The following is a 21,348-nucleotide window of genomic DNA, read 5'->3' as shown; positions in this document are numbered from 1 at the left end:
TTTGTTTGCTAGCCGTCACCATCGGCTGGACGTCCGCTACAGCCGGGGCTAACCTCCCGGCAAGGTGCCAGGCGATTTCGAGCAGATGCAGCCATGACCCTGCACGGTGATACCCTGAAAGATGCGACCGGCCGGACACGGGACAAATGGGGGTGGTTCGTCGCGCTCGGCGTGCTGCTGCTCATCTTCGGCGGCATTGCCTTCGGCAATCTGTTCATCGCCACCGTCGCCTCGGTCTATGTCGTGGGCTGGCTGATGCTGATGGCCGGCATCATCGAGATCGTGCATGCCTTCGGCGTGAAGACCTGGAGTCGCTTCTTCTATTGGCTGCTCAGCGGCCTACTTTATGCCGTTGCCGGTTTCTTTGCCTTCGACAATCCGCTGCTGGCCTCGACGGTGCTGACCTTGCTGCTGGCGGTGGCGCTGGTCGCTTCAGGCGCGCTCAGGGCCTGGGTCGGCTATAGCCACCGACCGGAAAAGGGCTGGGGCTGGGTCGTCGCGGCGGGCCTGATCAGCGTGCTGGCGGGGCTGACCATCGCCATGGGCTGGCCGGTCAACAGCCTGTGGGTGCTCGGCCTGTTCCTGGCCATCGACCTGATCTTCCAGGGCTGGAGCTTCATCGCTCTTGGACTGGCGTTGAAGAAGTAGGGGCTTGAAGAGGTAAGCGGCCGGAAGGCTCAAAAAGCGATGGCGCCGTCCAGATCCGAAAGCGGCCTGACGCCGGCCAGCAGCGCGCGCGCCTCCGCCTCGTCGCGCTTCATTTGTGCCACCAGCCCATCGAGCCCATCGAACTTCACCTCGGGACGCAAAAAGCCGAAGAGCGATACGTCGCAGATCTCGCCATAGAGATCGCCGGCAAAGTCGAAGACGAAGGTTTCGAGCAGCGGCGCGCCATTGTCGTCGACAGTCGGGCGACGCCCGAAGCTGGCGACACCATCATAGAGCGTGCCGTCGGCGCGGCGAAAGCGGACGGCATAAATCCCTTCCTTCAGAGTCGTTTCCGGCGAAAGCCTCATGTTGGCTGTCGGGAAGCCGAGCGTGCGGCCGAGCTGCTGGCCGCCGATCACTTCGCTTTCGACGGTGAAGCGGTAGCCGAGCAGGCCTGCGGCCTCGGCGACCTCTCCCTCGCAGAGCAGCTCGCGGATACGGCTCGACGACACCACCTCGGCGCCCTCGTCGCGAAAGGCGTCGACCAGGGTGACGCCGAAACCATGGCGCTCGCCTGCCGCCATCAGAAACGCAGGACCGCCCTGCCGGTCCTTGCCGAAGTGGAAATCGAAGCCGGTCACGGCATGGGTGATGCCGAGGTTCGTCTCCAGTACATCGGTCACGAAAGCCTCGGCCGACAGGCCGGCAAAGGCGCGCGTGAACGGCTGTTCGACGAGTGCGGCAAAGCCCAGATGCGACAACAGCCGCGCCTTCATCGGCGGCGGCGTCAACACGAACAGCGGCATATCCGGCCTGAACACCTTGCGCGGATGCGGCTCGAAGGTCAGCACCAGCGCCGGCACGCCGCGCCGCCCGGCTTCGGCAAGCGCGCGATCGAGCACCGCCTGGTGGCCGCGATGGACGCCGTCGAAATTGCCGATCGCCACCACGCCGCGGCGCAAATGCGGCGACAGCGGCGCGGTCGCGGAAATATGTTCGAAGGCTCCGCTCATGGAAGCGACCCTACCGCAGTCTCGGAATGACGGCGACCGGCCGGTAGCCGTGCTTTTGCAGAAAGGCTGCAAGCCTGGCGGGGTCCGGCTGCATGGGATCGCCATAGTCGCGCGCGTGAATGCCGCCCGAGACGTAAAGAACATCGATGCCGTTGTCGGCGGCGCCCTTGACGTCGGTCATCATGCCGTCGCCGATGGCCAGCACCTCGGGGCGCGCGACGTCGCGGCCGAGAAGCACGGCAACCTCCCGCAGGGCTACGTCATAGACCGGCGCATAGGGTTTTCCGGCGATCAGCGTGCGGCCGCCAAGCTGGGCATAGTCGCGCGCCAAGGCGCCGGCGCACCAGATCATGCGCTCGCCGCGTTCGACCACGATGTCGGGATTGGCGCAGATGAAAGGCAGGTTCCTGGCGCGCAGCCGGCGCAGCAGATCGGCGTAATCCTCAGGCGTTTCCACCTCGTCGTCGAACAGCCCGGTGCAGACCGCGCCGGAGGCCTCGAACTCCTCGACGAGCTCGACGTCCAGACCGTCATAGAGGGTGAAATCGCGGTCGGCGCCGATATGGAAGATTTTTCGTGGGCCTTCGGCGATAAGGTCGCGGGTCACATCGCCTGAGGTCACGACGCGGTCGTAGGCGGCGGCGGGAACGCCGATCGCATTCATCTGCGCCACCACATCGGCATTGCGGCGCGGCGAGTTGGTGATCAGGACGACCGGGACCTTCGCCGCACGCGCGGCGGCAAGCGCTTCGGCAGCCGCCGGAAAATGCCATTCGCCATTGTGGATCACCCCCCAGACATCGCACAGGATGGCCGAGTAGGCGCCCGACAAATCCGCGAGCGAGCCGATGATGTCAGGCGAATCCGCCATGCCGTTTTCCTGCTGTGACGATCATTGCGAGAGCTGCAGCCGACGGTCCGCCGCAACCGGCCCCGCATTAACCGAAGCGTTTCATCCTGTCACCAGCTTTTCGGCACTTGCCAGGCTGTTGCGCAACGGGCTGATCGAAGGTTGCAACAGGCAGGAACCACCCTTCTCCGAGCTTCGGTCGATCGAAACAATGTCGCACCGCTGATCACCAGGGCCGAGTGGTTAACGAGCCTTGAAAAGATGGGCCGATGTTGAATGTATTTCAGCAACCTGAAATTTAACGATTTTGTGGGCATCTTCGGACCGATATTGGGTCCTGGCAGGGGTGCTGAAGGCATGATCCGCAGATTTCTGAACGACAGACGCGGCAACTATGCCTTGATGACAGTGATCACCATGGTGCCCTTGATGGGCGCGCTGGCGCTTGCAATCGACTACACCGATCTCCTGCGCCAGAAGCAGAACATGCTGAACGCGCTGGATGCCGCCGGGATTGCCACGGCACAGCAGATCGTCACCGGGGCGACCGACACGGCAGTCAAGGCCTATGCGAAGGATTTCTTCGAAGCCAATCTCGGAAAGGTCAGCTCGGCCAATACGGCCCTGACGGTGACGCTGCCCAACAACAACGCAGGTGGCGGCACGCTGAAGCTGTGCGCCAGTTTGACGTTCCACCCCTATTTCCTGCCGGTGGCGGCCATGCTGATCGGAAGAACGTCCACCGATGCCAAAACCTCCGCGTGCTCCGAGATCCGCCTCAAGAACACACTGGAAGTGTCTCTCGTGCTCGATAATTCCGGCTCCATGAGCATCAACGGCTCCGGCACCGGCCAGCCGCGAATAGATTTGCTCAAGAAGGCCGCTACCGAGCTTGTCAATACGATGGCGCTCCAGGCCGCACAAATGAGGCAGGTCACCAGGCCGGTGCAGTTCTCGCTGGTCCCGTTTTCTGCGTCGGTCAATGTTGGCCCAGCCAACAAGGACGCAACCTGGATGGATACGACCGGCATTTCGCCAATCCATCACGAGAACTTTGATTGGCAGTTCATGTACAAGAACGCGTCGTCTGGTTATGACTCGAATAAATACATTGAAAAGGTTGGCAGTGCTTACTGGAAGCGCGGCAGTGGCTGGGGCACTGGGCAATACGGCCAAAATACCACAGCGACGCGGTTCAGTCTATTTGCAAACGACATGAAGGCCGCGACCTGTACGAAAAAGAACTCGAACGGCAGTTGCAAGACCTCTGTGACCGCCCAATACGAAGCCTGGAAGGGCTGCGTAGAGGCGAGGCCGTATCCCTATAATGACGACGACACATCGCCGACCACGAGCACACCCGCCACCATGTTCGTGCCGATGTTCGCCCCGGACGAAGCCGGCAATTTCTGGCTCGACACAACTCGCACCAGCACATCGACATGGGGTTACGCCAACAATTGGTGGATCGATTATTCCGACACGCTGACTGTCCCCAAACGCCAAGCGGATATGCGAAAGTATTTTCTGACAAAGCCCTGGGACGCAGCGGCCGCAGGCTCTGATGATGGACCCAATGCGGCATGCACGACCGCTGCGATCACGCCGTTGCAGGACATAACCACCACGGCCGGCAAGAAAATCCTGACGGACGCCATCAATGCCATGGCGCCGACCGGCAACACCAACGTGCCGGAAGGGCTGGCCTGGGGCTGGCGGACGGTGTCGAGCAACGAGCCATTCACAGAAGGCCGGCCGAACACCGAAAGGGGCAACGACAAAGTCGTCATCGTGCTGACCGACGGCGCCAACACCTACAGCATCGGCCCCACAAACGACATGACCAGCAGCTATGCTAAGGACGGATCGACCTACGCCGCCTATGGTTATACCGGCCCGAAAACGGGGGAAACCGCGACCCGCCTTTTCGTCAACACGACCGTCCCCAAGACAACTTATACGGCGGCCAACTACACAACCGCGCTTGACCAGCAGATGCAAACGCTTTGCACCAATGCGAAGAATTCGAACATTCTCTTGATGACGGTCTCGCTTGACCTGGTTACCACCAAGCCGGCGGAAAAGACTGCCATAGACGCGCTCAAGAAATGCTCCTCGGATTCGCGCTTCCGCAAGGATCCGACCGACCCGAGCAAACCGGCGAAGCTGTACTGGAACGCGACCGGCGCCACCTTGTCGCAAAGTTTCAAGGAAATCGCCGACGAACTGTCGAACCTGCGCATCGTCAGCTGATCGGCGCGATCTTTCGAACACGGCGCTCCGCCTCGGCGGGGCGTTTTGTTGCGGCGTTGCTCACGTGTCCGTGCATTTGGTTAGCGCCTGGTGAAGCGCTATCCGCGCAATCGAGCAGTTTCCCAAACCCATCCTTCAACGTTTTGTGAAACTGTGGCGGCATTGAAGAATCCGCAGGCGGGGCCGCTTACATCACATGCGTGAACTCTGGCGCACATTCCGGCGTGACTTCTGGCGTGACCGCCGCGGCAATTACGCTCTGATGACCGTTGTGGCGATGGTGCCACTGATGGGCGGAGTGGCAATGGCTGTCGACTACACCGGCGTGATCAGCGAGAAGCAGAGGGTGGTCAACGCGCTCGACGCCGCCAACTTCGCCACAGCGCGCCGGCTGGTGGAAGGCGCCACCGACGACCAGTTGCGGGCCTATGCGCTCGACTTCTTCAAGGCAAACCTCAACGACGTCAATCCCGCCGACACGAGGCTCAGCGTTACGCTGCCCAGCAGCACGACCGGCGGCGGCATCGTCAAGCTGTGCGCCAGCCTGGTCTATAAGCCCTATTTTCTACCGGCAGCGGCGATGCTGATCGGCAGGACGTCGGAAAACGTCACGTACTCCGTGTGTTCGCAAGTCCGGCTGAAGAACACGCTGGAAGTGGCCATGGTGCTCGACAATTCGGGGTCGATGTCGAACACGGGCACGGGTGCCGGACAAAAGCGCATCGACCTTCTCAAGCAAGCCGCCAAGCAGCTCGTCGACACGCTTGCCTTGCAGGCCGCGATGATCAAGCAGATCGACAAGCCGGTCCAGTTCAGCCTTGTGCCGTTCGCCGCCTCGGTCAATGTCGGCGCCAGCAACGACAACGCGTCATGGATCGACGCCTACGGGCTGTCGCCCATCCACAACGAGAATTTCGCCTGGTCGACGCTTAACGCAGCCGACAAATATGCCCAGAAGATCGGCGGCATCTGGTACAAGAAAGGCACTGGCTGGGGTGAGCAGGAGGGGCAGATGCTGACCCGCTTCTCGCTCTACCGCGACATGAAGGTGGTCACCAGCCACGAGCGCATCGTCGGCAGCAAACGCGTGGTCTGCGACAAATATCGTGCCAATCATACATGCTCGGACAGCCACAACGAATACGACTACAACGACACATACGGACCGTTCGCCAGCTGGCAGGGCTGCGTCGAGGTCCGTCCCTACCCCTATAATGTCACCGACGCGCCGGCCTCCGGCGGACCGAACAACACCGGCACCGGCGTCGGCGATCCCGCGACCATGTTCGTGCCGATGTTCGCGCCAGACGAGCCGGGCAATCATTGGTACATAACGCAGGACCCCGACGAGGTGGCCCCCAAGACCTATGGCGCGGCCAACAGCTGGTGGAACGACGATCCGGCGAGCACCACCGGCAAGACTAGGCAGTCCAACATGGCCAAGTATTTCCAGCCACGGCCGATGAACGCGCCGGTGCTGGGGACGGGTGCCGGTCCGAATTACAGCTGCACCACCACGCCGATCACACCGCTGACCGACGTCGCCAACGCCGCCGGGCTGACCAAGATCAAGGCTGCGATCGACCTGATGGCGCCCAACGGCAACACCAATGTGCCGGAAGGCATGGCCTGGGGCTGGCGCACCGTCTCCAGCACGGAGCCTTTCACAGGAGGACGTCCTGAGACGGAACGAGGCAATGACAAGGTGGTCATCGTGCTCACCGACGGCGAGAACACCTATTCGACGGTGAGTTCCGACCCCGCCGGCAACAAGTCGACCTATGCCGGCTATGGCTATACCGGCGTCGGCTACAACGGCACTGCGGTCACCCGCCTGTTCGGCGGCACGTCGAGCGCAATCGGCCAGCTCAACTATTCGTCGAGCAACTACACCGCCGCGCTCAACGAGCAGATGGCGACGCTGTGCAACAACGCCAAGGCGGCCAACATCATGGTGATGACGGTGGCGCTCGACATGTCGACGACCGACGCCGGCGACAAGAGCGCGATGGAGGCACTGAAGACGTGCTCGTCGGACTCTCGCTTCCGCAAGGATCCGACCGACCCGAGCAAGCCTGCAAAACTGTTCTGGAACGCGACCGGCGCCACGCTGTCCGACAATTTCAAGGAAATCGCCAACGAGCTCTCGAACTTGCGCGTGGTGAGCTGAGGGGTCAAGCTGCTGATTTTCCCCACCTTGTGGGGGGAAATTGGCGGCTTCGCTTTCGTCATTTTTCGACCGCTGGCGCAAAGTCTCCGGCCATCATGCTCTTGCGGTGAGTCAAAACGCGTGGTGGGTATCGTCACCGCTTCCCGGAGATTGCCCCGTGCCCGAAACCGCCAACCATCTCGCCTTCGCGCTGGTCTGCCTGGGCATGGTGCTGACGCCCGGGCCAAACATGATCTACCTGATCTCGCGCTCGCTGTCGCAAGGCCCCAAGGCCGGGCTGATCTCCCTCGGCGGCGTGGCGGTCGGCTTTCTGTTCTATGTCGTGTCGGCTGCGCTGGGCATCACCGCGCTGCTGCTTGCCGTGCCGTTTGCCTATGACGCACTGCGCATTGCCGGCGCGCTCTATCTGCTATGGCTCGCCTGGCAAGCGGTGCGGCCCGGCGGGCGCTCACCATTCCAGGTGCGCGAACTGCCGAAGGACAGGCCCCGCAAGCTGTTCGCCATGGGTCTAATGACCAATCTCCTCAATCCCAAGGTGGCGGTGCTTTATCTGTCGCTGCTGCCGCAGTTCATCTCGCTGGGCAACGGCCATGTGCTGTCGCAGCTTCTGGTGCTCGGCGCCACGCAGATCTCGATCAGCCTGACCGTCAATGCCATCATCGCGGTAACGGCCGGTTCGATCGCCACCTTTCTTGCCGGACGGCCGCTATGGATGGTCATCCAGCGCTGGATGATGGGCACGGTGCTTGCCGCGCTGGCGCTTAAAATGGCGACCGACGCGCAACGCTGATCGGACGCAGCGCGCCGAGACTACATCGGCCGCCGACCTTCCCATTCGAATCGGCCGGCCGAACCTGCACGGAGGCCAGCGATTGAGATTTTCGCAGCCCTGCCCGGCAAAAGCCATGATCGCCGCTAAGTCAGGCAGGCATGACAATGATCTGCACCACCAATCATCCGCTCGCGCAAACCCGCTCTGGCGAAGCAAGTCCAAAATCAAACAGGCGCCTACTGCTGATCGGCCTTGCAGCCATGGCTGGCCTCGCTGCTTGCAGCACGGTCTCGGTGCCGACCGGCGAAGGCGCCGGTGTGTCGTCCTCGGCCACCGCGGCGCTGGCCGGCATCCGAGCTTCGGCCGGACTGCCGGCGCTGGTGCCGGACGCCCAGCTCGAGCAGGCCGCTCTGCAGCAGGCCGGCTATATGGCCTCGCGCGAACGCATGAGCCACACGACCGGCTGGGGCAAGGATTTCGCGTCGCGGATGAAAGACAATGGCGTGCGGGGCGCTGCTGCCGAGAACATCGCCGAGGGCCGCTTCGACCAGCAGAAGCTGTTCGACATCTGGATGCATTCGGCCGGCCACCGCCGCAACATGCTCGATCCGGATTTCAGCCGCTTCGGCCTCGCCTATGTACGCGACGGGCGCGACAGCGCCATCCGCTACTGGAGCCTGGTGCTCGGAAAATAGCAGCCAGCGGTCACGGCGCGACCCAGCCGTCAGCCTTTCGCGATCAGCTCGCCGATATCCCCAGGCGACAGGGGTTTGCTGAAATAATTGCCCTGCACCTCGTCACAATTGTTCTTGCGCAGGAAGGCGACCTGGTCTTCCGTTTCGACACCTTCGGCCAGCACCCGAAGGTTCAACTTCTGCCCCAGGGAAATCACGGCGCCAGTGACCGCCTGATCGTTCTCGTCGGTCGCGAGATCGTTGATGAAGGACTTGTCGATCTTCAGCCGCGCCACCGGAAACGTCTTGAGGGCGCTGAGACTGGAATAGCCTGTTCCGAAATCGTCGATCGATATCTGCACGCCGAGCTTTTGCAGTCCGTTCATCGTTGCGACCGCCAGCTCGAAATCCTGCATGATCAGGCTTTCCGTCACTTCGAGCTCGAGATACCTCGCCTCCAGGCCGCTTTCCTTCAACGCGTTGACGACGCGGTCGATCAGGTTCTTCTCCCGGAACTGCCGCGCCGACACGTTGACGCAGACGGTTACGGGCGACAGACCGGCGCGCTGCCAGGCTTTGTTCTGCCGGCAGGCTTCGTGCAGGATCCAGTCGCCGAGCGGCACGATCAGCCCGGTCTCCTCGGCGGTCGGGATGAACATCGCCGGCGAAACCAGGCCTCGCGTCGGGTGGTTCCAGCGCACCAGCGCTTCGACGGCGAAAACCTGCCCCGATCGCAGATCCACCTGTGGCTGATAGTGCAGAGCGAATTCCGACCGGGCGAGCGCGTTTCGCAATTCCTCCTGAAGCAGGAATTTTTCATGTGCAGTTGAGTTGAACTCCGGGGCATAGAACTGGAAATTGTCGCGGCCGAATTCCTTGGCGCGATACATGGCGGCGTCGGCATTGGCCAACAGCGTATCCGGGCTGGTCCCGTCCTTCGGGTAATTTGCGATGCCGATGCTGGCCGTCGTTCTCAGCCGATGCTCTCCGACAAGAACCGGTTCCGCGATCGCATCCCTGATCGTCTGCAGGGTTTCCGAGACCACATCGACATTGGTGGTTTGGTCGAACAGGACGATGACAAATTCGTCGCCGCCAAGCCGCACGACGGTGTCGGTGGCCTTCACGCATCCAACCAAACGGCTGGCGACGGTCTTGAGGAGTTCGTCGCCGGCATTGTGGCCAAACGTATCGTTCACCAGTTTGAAATTGTCGAGATCGATGAACACCACCGTCATCCAGCGATTGTATCGCTGCGCGTAGAGGACCGCCTGGGAAAGCCGATCCTCCAGCAAAGCGCGATTGGGCAGGCCGGTCAGCGCATCATGGTTGGCCATGAAGTGGATCTGGTCTTCCGCCAATTTGCGCTCGATCGCGATGCCGGCAATGTGTGTGGTGAACTCGATCAGGCGGGTCTCGGCATGGGTGGGTTCGCGCACGGTCATCGAATACATGGCAAAGGCGCCCAACACGACGCCCCGATGCGACAGGATCGGGGTTGACCAGCACGAACGATAGCCATGGGGTGCCGCCAGTTCGCGGTAATCGTCCCAAAGCGGATCCTGCAGAATATCGGTAACAATGACCGGTTCCCGCCGGTAGATGGCGGTTCCGCAGGATCCCACCTTGGGACCGATGGCCGCCCCATCGATGGCGCTCGTATAGGCTTTCGCCAGGCCCGGCGCCGCACCGTGACGCAAATGAATGCCGTCCTTGTCGAGCAGCAGGACGGAACCGAATATCCCCTTCAACTGAGCCTCGACGAAGCGCATGAGGCGGTCGAGCACGTCCTCCAGCGGCGCGCTCGTGGCAATCATTTCGAGGATCTGCGCCTGCCCGCTGCGAAGGACATCCGCCTGCTTGCGGGCGGTGATGTCGTGGGCAATGCCAACCAGGCCGAAGATTTCATTTTGGCGATTGCGCAACGGCACCTTCGTCGACGAAAGCCATTTGCCGTTCCCCGACGCATCGACGACAAACTCTTCCGCGTCGATCATTGGTTGTCCGCTCTTGAGCAGGCGCTGCTCGACCAGGCGAAATTTCCGCGCAACTTCCGGGGGGTGGAGATCAAAATCGGTCAAACCGATCATGTCGCTGGTCTTGTTGCGGCCGCTATCGGTCGCAAGGGCGCTGTTGACCACGACGAAACGGCTTTGCGTATCCTTGACCCAGAGGTAATCGGGCACCCAGTCGATCAGCGCCTGCAGCGAAATGCGCTCGTCGACGATCTGCCGATTGGCGAGGAGTTCAGTGATGTCCTCATGCGTGGCGATCCAACTGCCATCGGGCATGGGCTGGTTACGGATCTGGATTGTGCGACCATCGACAAGTTTGGCGGTCCAGAGCCGCGAAGCCTTGCCCGAATTGATCGAGCGAGCCGTTGCGAGATAGGTGTCGGCGGCCGGCGCCGCCGTGCCCGCGGCGACGCGGCGTTCGACGATTTCGCTCAGTGTCACGCCAGGCCGCAATTCCTCGGGCGCAATGCGGTAGATTTCCGCATAGCGCCGGTTGCTCAGGATCAGCCGTTCATCGGCATCGAAAAAGCAGATGCCTTGCGAAATATTCTCGATCGCAGTCTCGAAGCGCAGGGTCTGCCCTTCGAGACCCGCAATGGTCGTGCGAAGTTCTCCCTCGAGCGTTTCGTAGGAAACGTCAGCCAGTCTTGCCAATGCGGCTACGCCCACCGGCCCGCGCGCCCCGACGGATCTTCTGGATGACTTCGTGACCAAACAGACCTCCTCCGGTTTGGCACCTGAAACAAGAAAGGGCCTCTGTCGTGCCAGACGAAAGTCGACTGACAATGTTACAGATGTGCTAATTCAAGATGAACTGTAACGGAATTGGAGGCGTCAGCAACCAGATACCAAAGGTGCAAATGTCATTTCAAATCAACTTCCAACGGCTCATTATCGATATTCTTTTTCACACGCGGGTTTTGACGATCATCCGAGCAACAAATCATCAGGGGCAACCAGCTTGCTGCCAGCGCTACCGGCGCCCGCCTCAATCCATATGCGCGGCAGGAGCTGCCGCGCCGGCCGGAGCGGTCTTCGGCTTGCGCAGCAGGAAGACAAACGGAATGGCAACCAGCGTCATCACCATCAGCAGTTTGAAGTCGTTGACGTAGGAGATCATCATCGCCTGGATGTTGACCATGCGGTCCACCTGCGAAAGTGCCGTCGGATCGCCGCCTGCTGCCGCCGGCGAGGCCGCCCACAAATTGGGGTTGAACGGGTTGATGAAAGCCGACAGTTCGGTGTGATTGACCTGCGTGTTGCGCACCATGAGAACCGTCACCACCGACACACCGATCGACGAACCGAGATTTCGAACCAGGCTGAACAGGGCCGTGGCGTCGGTGCGGAAGCGCACGTCGAGCGTAGCGAAGGCCACCGTGGACAGCGGCACGAACACCATGCCCATGCCCAGGCCCTGGATGACGCCGGAGCTGAGGATCAGCCAATTGTCCATCTGCGGCGTGAAGGAGGACATGGTGTAGAGCGACTGCGCGGTGAGCAGAAAGCCGATGACGACGAGGATGCGGGCGTCGATCCTGCTCATGAGCCGTCCAACGACAAGCATCGAAATCATCGTGCCGACACCGCGCGGCCCCAGGACGACGCCGATGGTGACGGTCGGATAGCCGAAGATGGTCGACAGCATCGGCGGCAGCAGCGACATCGAGGCCAGGATCAGCACGCCCATGACGAAGATGAAAGCCAGACCGGTGACGAAATTGCGGTCGAGGAAGATCTTGGGGTCGATGAAAGGACGTTCCGCCGTCAGTGTATGGATGATGAAAACCCAGAAGCCGGTGATCGAAAGAGCAAGCTCGATCCAGATTTCGACCGAGGAAAACCAGTCGACCTCGCCGCCGCGGTCGAGCAGCAGCTGCAGCGCGCCGACGCCGAGCGAAATCATGGCGAAACCGAAGAAATCGAAGCTGCGGATCCGCCGGGCAACGACCGGCAAATAGGCTGCCATGCCGAGGAAGGCGATGATGCCGACCGGCAAATTGATGAAGAACACCCAGCGCCAGTTGAAATTCTCGGTCAGCCAACCGCCCAGCGTCGGACCCAGGATCGGCCCCAGCATGATGCCGGCGCCCCAGATGGCCATCGCCTGGCCGTGGCGTTCCCTGGGGTTGATGTCGAGCAGGAAGGTCTGCGACAGCGGCACGATGGCTGCGCCGAACACGCCCTGCATCAGCCGGAAGAACACTATGCTCTCCAGGCTCCAGGCAATGCCGCACAGCATCGAGAACACGGTGAAGCCGACAACCGCCGCCAGGAACAGTTCCTTGCGGCCGAAGCGGTCGGCCAGCCAGCCGGTCACCGGCGTCATGATCGCGGCGGCAACGATGTAGGAGGTCAACACCCAGTTTATGTTGTCGGGCGACGCGCCGAGGTCGCCGGTCATGGTCGGCAGCGCGACATTGGCAATCGTGGTGTCGAGCGCCTGCATGACCGTCGCCAGCATCAGCGCCACGGTGATCAGGCCGCGATGCGGCACTTCCTTGAAAGGTTCTGGTGTGGTCATGATGCGGAACTTCCGACAGGTTACAAAAACGTGTACATTAGGTTTCCGGGCGGCGAGGCCTTCTCTGGTGAAGAGACCCTCATCGCGGTGGGACGCGATCTATCGATGTGGGGGTTACATCGATCGAAGGTCTCGACACATCAGGCGCTTGCCGCCCGGAAATCCAAGGTCCGAAGGATGGGCGCGCCGAGATGGTCCAGGTTCTGGGCAGGCCGCGATGCGGCCCGGTCCAATCCACCCCTCGTTCAACCTGCCGTCGGACCGATCCTGTCATCTCAACTTCACCTCGCCTGCGGCGGGCGTTCTGCCGGGCCGTGATCCTGCTTTTCGAGATCACGGTCCATTCACAGTCTATTGCGCTTCGCCTGCGGTGGCGTGGCCGAAGATAGCGGGGAACCCGCGAGCAACGCCGGTATCCACCGTAACCGAGGCGCTCATACCGGTGCGCAGCGCCATTTTGGCGTCGGCATCGGTCAGCTCCAGGCGCACCGGAATGCGCTGCGTGACCTTGACCCAGTTGCCGGTGGCGTTTTGAGCAGGCAACAGCGAAAACTCCGCGCCGGTGCCGGCGCCGATCGCCTTGACGGTGGCCTCGAAAGTTCTGCCCGGATAGGTGTCGACGACGATCTCGGCCTTCTGGCCAGGCTTCATGTGGGTAAGCTGGGTTTCCTTGAAATTGGCATCGATCCAGGTGTCGCCGGTCTCGACCAACGCAAACAGCGGCGTGCCGGAACCGACATACTGGCCGATCTTGAACGAGGAGGCCTGGCTGATGACGCCGTCGGCCGGCGCCTTGACCGTGGTCTGCGCCAGATCGTAGGCGGCCTTGTCGCGCGCGGCGAGTGCGGCCATCACCGTCGGATGCTTGTCGGTCTCGATATCGGGATTGCCGGCGAGAGCCGCCTTGGCGCTGATGATGCCTTGCTCGGCAACGGCCAGTTGCTGCCTGGCTTTGTCGAGATCGTTCTTGGCCTCGTCCAGCGACGATTTGGCGTTGATGCCCTTCTGGGCAAGGTCGGCGGCGCGGTCATACTGCGACTGCGCGTAGTCGACCTGGCTGGCATCGGACTTTTCCTGGGCCAGCGCCTGGCTGTAGGCGGCGCGCAGCTGTTCGATACCGACGCGTGCGACTGCGACCGCCGCGTCGGCCTGCGCCAATGCAATCCGGTAGGGCTCGGGGTCGACGGCAAACAGCACATCGCCCTGCTTGACCTGCTGATTGTCCGAGATGCCGACCTGAACGATGCGTCCGGCGGTGTCCGAGGCGATCGACACCTTGGCCTGCTGCAAATTGGCGTTCTCGGTTTCCTGATAGCGGCCGCCGGTCACCCAGACATAACCGCCACCAATGGCCAGCGCGGCCGGCAGGGCGACCATCAGCAGCAAGCGGCCGAGGCGGCGCTTCTTGACCGGAGCCGGAGCGGGTTGAACCGGGGGAGCCACCGCGACAGGTGCTGCGGCCGGCTGTGCAGGCGCTTCGGCGGCCGGCTTTGCCGGCGTCTCGATCTTGGTTACATTCTCGTCCAGCTTGGCTGCCGCGTTCATGCTGCTGCCCCTTCCGTACTCTTCAAGGACGACGTCTCGCCGTCCGCCAGGTTTTGCACGATGGTGTCCAGCGCCCGGATAAGGACGCGGCGGTCGTCCGGCGAAACGCCGACCAGCGATTCCTCATAAACTTCGCCAGCAAGGCTTTTGACCTCGGCATAGGCCGCGTTCGCCTTGGCTGTCGGGAAGATCATGCGCACGCGCCGGTCAGTTGCGTCGGAGCGCCGCTCGATCCAGCCGCCCTCCTCCATCCGGTCGACGAGGCGCGAAACGCTGATCGGCTCGATTTCGAGAAGTTCGGCGAGGCGAGCCTGGGCGACGCCGGCCTCCTTGGCGACGCGAACCAGAAGCCGCCATTGTGCCGAGGAAAGGCCAAGACCGCTGGCGCGCGCCTCGAAGCGCTTGCGCATGAGGCGCTGCACGTCGTGGATCAAAAAGCCCAATCTATCTATGCCGTCGGAAACCATGAGCGGTATATATTATAAGCGTGCTTACCATTCAAGGCGCCGCATTGCGCCAGAGCCGAAAAAGAGGGATGGCAGCCATGCAGATGCGGTCACGGCACAGGCAATGACGGTTGCGGATGACCTCCCGACCGAGACGTGAATTGCCGTCGAGAACGCCGTGAGAAGAAAGGTCGTCTTGCGCGTCCTCGCCACCGGCACACCTAGGCTTTCGGCGGCATTTCGCCGGCGGCGAAGGCATCGAGCCGGCGGTGGTTCCACAGGGCATAGGCAAGGATGGTGCCCGCACCCAGCGCGCCCGGATATTGTCCCAGCGAGCCAGGCCGAGGCCGCCCAGCAGCGGCTTTCCACGATGGTGACCTGCCACAGTCGACCAGCGCCCTTCGATTTTACGACAGGCGCAATTTCGATCAAACTGGCCTCGCAAAAAGCCGGCAGCATGGAGTGGCCAAATGAGAGGAGACTCATGAACCCGACCGAGAAAGCGCTGTGGTTTGTCGAGAGCCATTTGCCGGAAGCGATCTCGCTTGAGGATGTCGCGCAAAGCAGCGGCGTCTCGCGCTTTCATGTGACGCGCGCCTTTGGCGCCGCCACCGGCCGTTCGGTGATGGGCTATATGCGCGCGCGCCGGCTGACCGAAGCGGCGCGCAAGCTGGCTTCCGGCGCGCCCGACATCCTCGCTGTCGCGCTCGATGCCGGCTACGCCTCGCACGAAGCCTTCACCCGCGCCTTCCGCGATCAGTTCGGCACGACGCCGGAACTGGTGCGCGCGCAGGGCAGCCTCAGCAATCTCGATCTCGTGGAGCCGATCCTGATGGACCAGTCCTTCCTCGCCTCACTGCCGCCGCCGCGCTTCGAGACCGGCCGTCCCTTCCTCATTGCCGGCCTCGGCGAGCGCTACAGCTGCGAAACCAGCGCGGCCATTCCGATGCAGTGGCAGCGCTTCGGTCCCTATATCGGCAACATTCCGGGCGAGACCGGCGACGTCGCCTATGGCGTCTGCGTCAACGGCGACGATGCCGGCAATTTCGACTATATCGCCGGCGTCGAAGTTTCGGATTTCTCGGACCTGCCGAAGGAGCTTTCGCGGGTGCGGGTGCCGGCGCAGAAATACGCCGTGTTCACCCATGCCGAGCACATCTCCACGATCCGCCGCACCGTCAACACGATCTGGAACAAATGGCTGCCGGCCTCGGGGCACGATATAGCCGACGGCCCCGAATTCGAGCGCTACGGCCCGGAGTTCGATCCGCGCAGCGGCAATGGCGGGCTGGAGATATGGGTCCCGGTGGCCTGAACGCCGCTACAGCTCCAGGTTCCAGTTCTGGCCGACCAGATCCTTGCCGAAGGCGTGATGGCGCTCTTCGTCTACCAGCCTGAAGCCGGCACTCTCGTAGATGTGGCGGGCGGCGGTCAGGATGTCGTTGGTCCATAAGGTCAGCGTCTTGTAGCCCTTGGCACGAGCAAAGCCGATGCACTCCTGAACCAGCCGCTTGCCGATGCCGAGGCCGCGCGCCGATGGTTCGACATAGAGCAGGCGCAGCTTCGCCACCGCGTCGGATTTGCGCACGACGAAGACCGAGCCGACCACCTCCCCTTGCCGTTCGGCAATCCAGCTGCGTTCCCATTCTGGATCGAAGGATTTTACGAAGGCGCCGAGGATTTCGGCGACCAGCGCCTCGTAGGTTTCGTCCCAGCCATAGTCCTGTGCGTAGATCTGTCCTTGGCGGCGCACCACCCAGCCGATGTCGCCGACCTGCAAAGGGCGCAGCATATACGGCACTTTGGACTCCGGGCTGTCGCCCAGGAGTTGCTGCACCGTCTGCATGGCCTTGACCAGCCGGTCCTGTTCGGCAGCAGGAAGCCGCTCCAGCAAGGCCGCGACCTGGTCGTGCGAAGCCCGGTTCAGCGGCGCGAAGGCCTGCCGCCCCACCGGCGTCAGCGTGATCGACGACTGCCGCGCATCCGACGCCAGCGGCGCGCGCGCAATCAGCTGCAGGTGCTCGAACTTCTTCAGGAGCCGGCTGACATAACCGGCGTCGAGGCCGAGATCGCGGATGAGATCGCTGGCGGTCAGGCCATCGCGATGCGCCAGTTCGTAGAGCACCCGCGCCTCGGTCAGCGAGAAGGCGCTTTTCAGCAGGCCTTCGTCGAGCAGACCTATCTGGCGGGTGTAGAAGCGGTTGAAAGCCCGCACCGCGTCGATGCGTTCCTTGCCGGGTTGATGATGGATCGTCATGGGAAGCCTCCTGCCCATCAACGATCGGTCATTTATTTGACTTAGTCAAGTATCGAGGAGATGCTCCCCCGGTCGTGTCTCAGGCGATCGCGCGGCGGCGCCGCGCGATCAGGACGAACAGGCCGAGCAGCACGACGCTGGCCGCCGCACTGGCGGCGGCAAATTCCGGCACCGGGCGAAAATCCTTGCCGTCGATCAGCAGCGATGCCGCGACCGGGCCGATCGCCAGACCGAAAAGCTGGGCCGCCGGCACCAGAAGCACGGCCGTGCGCGTCTCGTCGGCGGTGATCGCCAGCCGGATCTGATAGGGCACGATGAATAGAAGGATGAAGCCCATGATCAAGGCCGCGACCCAGAAAACCGTCAGGCCGGGGCTGCCGGCGAGCACCACGGAACTGGCGACGGCGACCACGCCGATCGCCACGATGGCGAAGCGGTAGTCGATACGCGCCTCGAAGACGGTAGCCGTCATTGCGCCCAGCACCTGCAATGCGAGGTTGGCCGAGACGATCAGGCCGACGGTGCGGCCATCGATGCCGTATTGTGCGCCAAGTGGCTCGAGAAACGCCCAGACCGAGCCGAAGAACATGAAGTAGCAGAAGACGCTCAGCAAAGCGGCAAGCGAAGGAACGGTCAGCACATTGCTGAACTGTTCCTCCTTGGGCAGGTCGGCATAGCTATCGGGGACGATGAAGGCGACGGCCACCGAGGCGATGCAGACGACGGCAAGAACGATGAAGCCGCCCGCCGATCCGGCGGCCGGGATGACGTAAAGCGCCAGCAGCAGGGCAAGGGCGCATTGCGCCAGGGTCTGAAGGGTGACGAAGAAGCCGCCGATGCGCTCGGCCCGGCGTGAACGGGCGATCAGTTCCGTGGCGACCGCCACCAGCCCACCCTCGGCGAGGCCTGCCACCGCGCGGGCGGCAATCAGCGAGGTCGAGGTCAGCGCATAGGCGGTCGCGCAGTTAGCCAGCGCCAGCAAGAGCAGAAGGACGGCACTTTTCAAGCGCATATTGTGGGCGGACAGCATCATGGCGATGGCCGCCGATCCGATGCCGATGGCGATCATCTCCGCCGTGGCGACCAGCGCGAGTTCGTCACCGCTGACATGCCCTTCGGTGTAGAGCGCGCCGAGAAGCACCGGCTGCAGCCCGAGAATGAGCAGCCCGACCGAGCCGATCCACAATGCCGAGGCGAGTTGCGCCCCAGTGGGGTTGCCGACCAGCCAGTCGCCGTTCCCGGCATCCGCGTTACCAGCAGAAGTCACGGTCGCCTCCCAACGTCCTTGCCTGACGGCAAAAAAACTGACAGTCTGTCAGCATTTAGAAACTGATACTCGATCATATTCGTTTGTCAATCAGTAGCGGGACTTGGCACCAACAAGGCTGGGGATGGTCTTGGCGATCGAATGGTCTGGGCGATCGAGAGGATGGCGGCATGAACGAAGCAGTGCAGATGACGACCGAACCGAGGCGCAGGCCCAAACAGGAGCGCAGCCGCGAGCGCATCGACGCCATCCTGTCGACGACCATGCGGCTGATCGGCGAGAAAGGCATCGACGCCGTCACCATGAAGGAAGTCGGCGCACAGGCCGGCGGGCCGATCGCCACCGTCTATCATTACTTCCCCAACAAGTCGGCGATCCTGGCGATGCTCTACGAGCGATTCTCCGAAGTGAGCCGCGCCCGGCTTGCCGCGATCGTTGCCGACGTCGGCGGGCTGAGCGACGTTATCGCTGCGGCCGACCGGCTGCTCGACGACTACTATGAGCGCGTCGCCGGCGACCCCGCCATTCAGGACCTGCAAAACGCCATCCAGGCTGACAAGGCGCTGAAGAATCTCGACATCGCCGAAACCCGGCGCCAGGCGACGATGTTCTGCGACCATGTCGGCCCCTTTCTCGCGCCAGAGCGACGCAATGAGTTCGGCCGTATGGTTTTCCTGATCTTCCAGCTGGCCGGCGGCGTCGTGCGCATGGCGCTGACCCAGAACCAGGAGGAAAGCCGCCACACCATCGAGGACTACCGGTCAATCATCCATACGCAGTTGGGACTGTTTCTCTAGCGCCCGATTCGACCCCGTCCGGTCTGGTGGATGAGGTTTTCGAAGCCGTCGGCCAGGTTGGCTGTGCCGGCGGCAACAATCTTCGACAGGTTCCTGGCGCGACCTGGGGTCTTGTTGGCATCGAGCAGCACGGCCCTGCCCTCATGCACGACAAAGTCGAATTTGCCATAGTCGAAGCCCAGCTTCCGACGCAAGGCGCGCAGTTCGTCGGGAACCGCAACCGGCTCCCGGCGGACGGTGTCGTCGCCCTTGACCAGGCGCTGCGGCGAGACATAGCGGGTGCAGCGCTCCCGATCGCCGCAGAATATCCAGAACCGCGCCGCAAACCCGTCGGGCTCGATTTCGGGAATGAATTTTTCCACGATCAGGTCGGCACGCCTGAAAATCTCCGGCGCCACATCGGCCAGCGAGGCATGCACCTGATAACGGTCGAAGGTCTGCGCGCCCGGGAAAGGCACTGCCTTGCCGGCGCGAACGGATTTTCGGTTGAGCTGCTCCTCGGGCGTCCCCCAATGATTGAGGTTGCTCTTGACGATGACCTGGCCGCTCCAGTTGGCACCCTCCTCGAGGATCGCACCACTGATGCGGCGCTTGGAAATGTCGGTTGCACCAAGATTGAGACAAATCGGAAATCCGCGCGCGTAGTCGACATAGTCCGATGGCGTCACCGTCGCGTCGACATGCAGGACGGCAATATCGGCGTTATGACTTGCCGAGGGTCCACGCATGATCTGCACGGAGTGACCGCGCCGTTTCAGCTCCGCCAGGACGTCGAACAGCATGTAGGGGCTGTCCTGGCGCAGCAGGAGGCCCCGCCGGCTCTGGAAGCGGTCAAATTCATGCGTTATGACGGCAATGCGGGCCATGGCCTTTCCTGCATGAGGTAACTCGCAAGGCAACCAACAGCCTGGAAGGAAATATGTCCAGCCTTTCCCCAAACCGTTCCGCATGACTGAGCATTGGGACGCAATTCGCCGTCATTGGCGGCTTCTCGGGTCGCCGCTGTGTCCGCCCCCGGAAGCTGTCGCCGCCTATGAGCGCGAACTTAGCCTGCAATCAGTCGATGTGGTGCTGCTCGGGGTCACGCCGGAGCTTGCCGGCCTCGGAAGGACCATGCTCGCGATCGACGAGTCCACTGCCATGATATCGGGCATCTGGCCGGGCGATACCGCCTCACGCAAGGCGGTGATCGGCAACTGGCTGGAGTTGCCGCTGGGCGACGAAAGCGCCGGGGCGGTGATCGGCGACGGCTGTCTGTCGGCGCTGGACTCCTCGGTTGCACGGCAGGCGCTGCTTGCCGAGATCTCGCGTGTGCTGAAGTCCGATGGGCGGGCTGCATTGCGCGCCTATGCAAGCCCTCAGGTGCCGGACGATCTGCAGGAGGTCCGGGCGCTGACGCTGTCCGGTGGTGTCGCGACCTTCCACGAACTCAAATGGCGCATTGCCATGGCTTGTGCCGGCGGCGATCCCGACCGCGCCATTCCGGTGCGGGCGATCCTCGACGCCTTCGATGCGCTGTTTGCCGACCGGGAGGCCCTTGCCGCGACGACCGGATGGGAGATGCCGGTCATCGGCACCATCGATGTCTATGCGAATTCGCAGACTGTCTACAGTTTCGCCCCGGCGGCGACGCTGGTCGAAGAGGCGAGCCGGTTTTTTGACAGTGTCCGCCTCGCGCCGACAGGGACCTATGGGCTGGCTGAACGCTGTCCGCTTCTGGTGCTTAAATCGCCGCGGCGCCGGTAGGGTCTGCCGTCGGATCGCGGCACGGCTCCAATTGGCACAATTGTGCTCACCGTTCGCCTTGACTCTCGAAAGCCACGCGCTTATTTCAGCGCACGTTAGCACTCTCCCCAGGTGAGTGCTAACGCACATCCGGCACCGCCGGATCGAGGAACAGCTCTCACCGTTCTCATTCGAGGAAGAAAAAATGGCAAAGTCGAAGTTCCGCCCGCTTCATGACCGCGTGGTCGTACGCCGGGTCGAATCCGAATCCAAGACCGCCGGCGGGATCATCATCCCGGATACGGCAAAGGAAAAGCCGCAGGAAGGCGAGATCATCGCCGTCGGCTCCGGCGCTCGCGACGAAGCCGGCAAGCTGGTCCCGCTGGACGTCA

18 protein-coding genes are annotated in these 21,348 nt (G+C 62.5%); 9 read left to right on the top strand and 9 right to left on the bottom strand.

Features of this window, described 5'->3' with window-relative positions; genetic code table 11:
- Positions 1–93: 93 nt before the first annotated feature.
- Positions 94–648, top strand: a complete 555-nt coding sequence (locus tag NKI88_RS09590; RefSeq protein ID WP_352654833.1) for an HdeD family acid-resistance protein — start codon at positions 94–96, stop codon at positions 646–648.
- A gap of 29 nt (positions 649–677) precedes the next feature.
- Here NKI88_RS09590 and NKI88_RS09585 read toward each other — a convergent pair whose 3' ends face one another.
- On the bottom strand, positions 678–1,661 hold the full coding sequence (locus tag NKI88_RS09585; RefSeq protein WP_352654831.1) for a bifunctional riboflavin kinase/FAD synthetase: 984 nt from the start codon (positions 1,659–1,661) through the stop codon (positions 678–680).
- 10 nt (positions 1,662–1,671) lie between these two features.
- The gene (locus NKI88_RS09580) at positions 1,672–2,532 is read right to left on the bottom strand and encodes a TIGR01459 family HAD-type hydrolase (protein ID WP_352654829.1); all 861 of its coding nucleotides are present in this window, start codon (positions 2,530–2,532) and stop codon (positions 1,672–1,674) included.
- Between the two features lie 336 nt (positions 2,533–2,868).
- On the opposite strand from NKI88_RS09580, the gene NKI88_RS09575 reads away from it, so the two are divergent.
- From NKI88_RS09575 to NKI88_RS09560, 4 genes are all read left to right on the top strand, one after another.
- Positions 2,869–4,764, top strand: a complete 1,896-nt coding sequence (locus tag NKI88_RS09575; protein ID WP_352654921.1) for a TadE/TadG family type IV pilus assembly protein — start codon at positions 2,869–2,871, stop codon at positions 4,762–4,764.
- 196 nt (positions 4,765–4,960) lie between these two features.
- Positions 4,961–6,934, top strand: coding sequence for a pilus assembly protein TadG-related protein (locus NKI88_RS09570; RefSeq protein WP_352654827.1), 1,974 nt, complete (start codon positions 4,961–4,963; stop codon positions 6,932–6,934).
- 157 nt (positions 6,935–7,091) lie between these two features.
- Positions 7,092–7,724 (top strand): LysE family translocator, encoded by a 633-nt coding sequence (locus NKI88_RS09565; protein ID WP_023715207.1) that lies wholly within the window; start codon positions 7,092–7,094, stop codon positions 7,722–7,724.
- Positions 7,725–7,966: 242 nt separating this feature from the next.
- Complete coding sequence (locus NKI88_RS09560; RefSeq protein WP_245265806.1) at positions 7,967–8,401, top strand: CAP domain-containing protein; 435 nt, start codon at positions 7,967–7,969, stop codon at positions 8,399–8,401.
- Positions 8,402–8,430: 29 nt separating this feature from the next.
- Here NKI88_RS09560 and NKI88_RS09555 read toward each other — a convergent pair whose 3' ends face one another.
- The 4 genes from NKI88_RS09555 to NKI88_RS09540 all read right to left on the bottom strand — a co-directional run bounded on the left by NKI88_RS09555 (position 8,431) and on the right by NKI88_RS09540 (position 14,931).
- Entirely contained in the window at positions 8,431–11,049 is a 2,619-nt protein-coding gene (locus NKI88_RS09555; protein ID WP_352654825.1) for an EAL domain-containing protein, read from the bottom strand.
- A gap of 334 nt (positions 11,050–11,383) precedes the next feature.
- Positions 11,384–12,919, bottom strand: coding sequence for a DHA2 family efflux MFS transporter permease subunit (locus NKI88_RS09550; protein ID WP_023671527.1), 1,536 nt, complete (start codon positions 12,917–12,919; stop codon positions 11,384–11,386).
- 351 nt (positions 12,920–13,270) lie between these two features.
- Entirely contained in the window at positions 13,271–14,464 is a 1,194-nt protein-coding gene (locus NKI88_RS09545; protein WP_023671526.1) for an HlyD family secretion protein, read from the bottom strand.
- Positions 14,461–14,931 (bottom strand): MarR family winged helix-turn-helix transcriptional regulator, encoded by a 471-nt coding sequence (locus tag NKI88_RS09540; RefSeq protein WP_023705728.1) that lies wholly within the window; start codon positions 14,929–14,931, stop codon positions 14,461–14,463. The genes NKI88_RS09545 and NKI88_RS09540 overlap by 4 nt, the downstream gene beginning before the upstream one ends.
- Positions 14,932–15,394: 463 nt before the next feature.
- Between NKI88_RS09540 and NKI88_RS09535 the strand changes: the two genes are divergently transcribed.
- Positions 15,395–16,225, top strand: a complete 831-nt coding sequence (locus NKI88_RS09535; RefSeq protein ID WP_023705726.1) for an AraC family transcriptional regulator — start codon at positions 15,395–15,397, stop codon at positions 16,223–16,225.
- A 6-nt stretch (positions 16,226–16,231) separates the two neighbouring features.
- Here the strand turns inward: NKI88_RS09535 and NKI88_RS09530 are convergent, their stop codons facing one another.
- Both NKI88_RS09530 and NKI88_RS09525 read right to left on the bottom strand, forming a co-directional pair.
- Complete coding sequence (locus tag NKI88_RS09530) at positions 16,232–17,167, bottom strand: bifunctional helix-turn-helix transcriptional regulator/GNAT family N-acetyltransferase (RefSeq protein ID WP_023739208.1); 936 nt, start codon at positions 17,165–17,167, stop codon at positions 16,232–16,234.
- A gap of 79 nt (positions 17,168–17,246) precedes the next feature.
- A complete protein-coding gene (locus tag NKI88_RS09525; protein WP_352654822.1) occupies positions 17,247–18,434 on the bottom strand; it encodes an MFS transporter in 1,188 nt (395 codons plus the stop codon).
- Between the two features lie 170 nt (positions 18,435–18,604).
- On the opposite strand from NKI88_RS09525, the gene NKI88_RS09520 reads away from it, so the two are divergent.
- Positions 18,605–19,231 (top strand): TetR/AcrR family transcriptional regulator, encoded by a 627-nt coding sequence (locus tag NKI88_RS09520; RefSeq protein ID WP_023682986.1) that lies wholly within the window; start codon positions 18,605–18,607, stop codon positions 19,229–19,231.
- Here the strand turns inward: NKI88_RS09520 and NKI88_RS09515 are convergent.
- On the bottom strand, positions 19,228–20,097 hold the full coding sequence (locus tag NKI88_RS09515) for a hypothetical protein (RefSeq protein ID WP_023824503.1): 870 nt from the start codon (positions 20,095–20,097) through the stop codon (positions 19,228–19,230). The genes NKI88_RS09520 and NKI88_RS09515 overlap by 4 nt on opposite strands.
- An 82-nt stretch (positions 20,098–20,179) precedes the next feature.
- Here NKI88_RS09515 and NKI88_RS09510 point away from each other — a divergent pair, with 82 nt between their 5' ends.
- Together NKI88_RS09510 and NKI88_RS09505 are read left to right on the top strand one after the other, a co-directional pair.
- A complete protein-coding gene (locus NKI88_RS09510; protein WP_352654820.1) occupies positions 20,180–20,977 on the top strand; it encodes a class I SAM-dependent methyltransferase in 798 nt (265 codons plus the stop codon).
- Positions 20,978–21,161: 184 nt separating this feature from the next.
- Positions 21,162–21,348: co-chaperone GroES (locus NKI88_RS09505; RefSeq protein WP_352654818.1), on the top strand; the 187-nt coding region annotated here is incomplete at its 3' end.

Origin of the sequence: Mesorhizobium sp. M0317, assembly GCF_040321555.1 — a bacterium.
In the GTDB taxonomy this organism is placed as follows: Bacteria; Pseudomonadota; Alphaproteobacteria; order Rhizobiales; family Rhizobiaceae; genus Mesorhizobium.
Note: the sequence above shows the minus strand (reverse complement) of the source record. Positions and strands in the feature narration are given on the sequence as shown.